Source organism: Gordonibacter sp., from assembly GCF_036667095.1.
Classification (GTDB): Bacteria; Actinomycetota; Coriobacteriia; order Coriobacteriales; family Eggerthellaceae; genus Gordonibacter.
The window spans coordinates 1-2,130 of sequence record NZ_JAVWUP010000324.1 but is presented as its reverse complement, the minus strand read 5'-3'; the positions used below and the strand labels follow the sequence as shown (position 1 = coordinate 2,130).

Genomic DNA, 2,130 nt, shown 5'->3' with positions numbered 1-2,130 from the left:
AAGCGCGAGCGCCTGAACCTGGGCGTCATGGGCATGGAACCCTGCTGGATAGTCCTGCGCGAACCTGCGTCCATCCGCACCTTCGGCGGCGGCCGGCGCCCTGTCCGCGCCGTCAACGTCTTTCCTGATGAGGCTGCCACCTTCAAGCAGCTTGTCCTGCAAGGACGCGCGGAGCGCCCGTCGGCATAGGCTAAGCGCGCAAGGCGTGCGGACAGGCAGCTCAAGGCTCTCCGTCGCCGACAAGTTCTTGGCATGCACCGTGACGAGGAACGCCTTACCCGGCAGCTCCGAGCCCCGGTAGCGCGGCTCGTCCGACATATCGGGAATGAAAACGTCCGAATACCATTCCTGAAACGACGTGCCCGACATCACTTTGGTCTCGCCCATCGAGAGCTCGAAGGTGCCGCAATCGACATAGCGGTGAGATTTTTCACCCTGTCGGTTACCCACGTGAAAAAGTCCGCAAACGAGAGGCGCCCACCACACGACGGGGGATCGGATGGCGGGCGCCTCTTCTTGTGTTTCAGACCTTCACTAATATATGATATAGTCTAGTAATTGTCAAGTGCATCTAGGCAGAAAGCTCTCTCCGCCGCCGACCTGAGGCCCGCAAACCGCCGCGCACCTCTCCTGCCGAATCGAGTATCATGGAACGCGAGCAGACGCGGCGCCGAGCGCCGCACCGCAGGCACGCGCCTCGGCGCGGAGAAGAAGGGAATCCTATGGAAGCCTACAAGCAGGAATTCATCGAGTTCATGGTGGAGAGCGACGTTCTGAAGTTCGGTGAGTTCACTTTAAAAAGCGGTCGCCAGTCCCCCTTTTTCATGAACGCAGGCGCTTACGTGACCGGCGAGCAGCTGCATCGCTTGGGACGCTATTACGCGCAAGCCATCCATGACAACTTCGGCCTCGATTTCGACGTAGTGTTCGGACCGGCTTACAAGGGCATCCCCCTGTCGGTCATAACCACCATGGGCCTGCATGAGCTCTACGGCAAAGAAGTGCGCTACTGCTCGAACCGCAAAGAGGTCAAGGACCACGGCGACACGGGCATCCTTTTGGGCAGCAACTTAGAAGACGGTGACCGCGTGATCATCGTGGAGGACGTGACCACGTCGGGCAAGTCCATCGAGGAGACGCATCCCATCCTCATGTCGCAAGCGAACGTCGAGGTCGTGGGCTTGATGGTGTCGCTGAACCGCATGGAAGTGGGCAAAGGCGGCGAAATGTGTGCGCTTGACGAAGTGCGCGAGCGCTACGGCTTCCCCACGGCGTCCATCGTGGACATGGCCGAGGTCACCGAGCACCTGCTCAACCGCGAGTGCCAGGGACGCGTGGTCATCGACGACGAGGTGAAGGCCGCCCTCGACGCCTATTACGAGCAATACGGCGCCAAGTAGGCCATCCTGTCCAAAAACAGAAACGGGCCGACCTGACGGGCCGGACAGACAAGACCTGCGCCTCAACCGTCAAGTCGGCCCGTTTCTACCCCGCAAGAACCTCAGCGGATACGGCTAGCCCGCGGCGATCCTCGCGCCGTCGCATAGGTCGAACGACTGGAATGTCGTGCGCGTAAGCCCTTCTATCTTCGCCTCACAAACCAACCGACACGGTCTCTACCAATTGGCCGCCAGTAGCAAACCGACGAGCGCCAGCATGAACACGGTGACCGCAAGGGCCGCGGCATTGGCTATGCGCAGGACGCGGGCTTCCGATCGGAGAGCACGGCGAACAAGCGCGTACAGGGCAAGTCCCAGCGCTCCGCCGAGAGTGTTCGCGATAAGGTCGGTAACGTCTGTAGCCCCTAGGGAGAACGCGAATTGCAGCGCTTCAAAAGACAGGCTCACGGCGGCGATAGCGGCAAGGGCTCGCCAAGGCGACCGGCCGCCTTGGAGCATACCCAGGTACAGGCCGAACGGAGCGAACGCCAAAACGTTCTGCACGACTTCCCGGTAGTCGGTGGCACCGTTTATCACCGTGGCCCCCGCCAAAGGGATCAGGTTCACGCTGCGAATCGTGCCCACAACATCGAGGGAGAGTTCCATCTTCAGCAGGATAACCCACGCCAGGACGACGAGGTAGACAGCCATCAGGCAGACCGTGAGCGCACGACTTTCCAGGAAGCGCCGC

At 61.0% G+C, this 2,130-nt stretch carries 3 protein-coding genes; 1 reads left to right on the top strand and 2 read right to left on the bottom strand.

Annotated features, from left to right (window positions below; translation table 11 throughout):
- Positions 1-450: hypothetical protein (locus RR842_RS14240; protein WP_332730241.1), on the bottom strand; the 450-nt coding region annotated here is incomplete at its 3' end.
- A 272-nt stretch (positions 451-722) separates the two neighbouring features.
- Here RR842_RS14240 and pyrE point away from each other — a divergent pair.
- On the top strand, positions 723-1,400 hold the full coding sequence (gene pyrE / locus RR842_RS14235; RefSeq protein WP_332723253.1) for an orotate phosphoribosyltransferase: 678 nt from the start codon (positions 723-725) through the stop codon (positions 1,398-1,400).
- Between the two features lie 216 nt (positions 1,401-1,616).
- Here the strand turns inward: pyrE and RR842_RS14230 are convergent.
- On the bottom strand, positions 1,617-2,130 hold a 514-nt coding region (locus tag RR842_RS14230), incomplete at its 5' end, for a VanZ family protein (protein WP_332730240.1).

Bases quoted from the DNA above. Each gene is read 5' to 3' on its own strand.
- pyrE (WP_332723253.1), top strand. From the start codon at position 723: ATGGAAGCCTACAAGCAGGAATTCATCGAGTTCATGGTGGAGAGCGAC.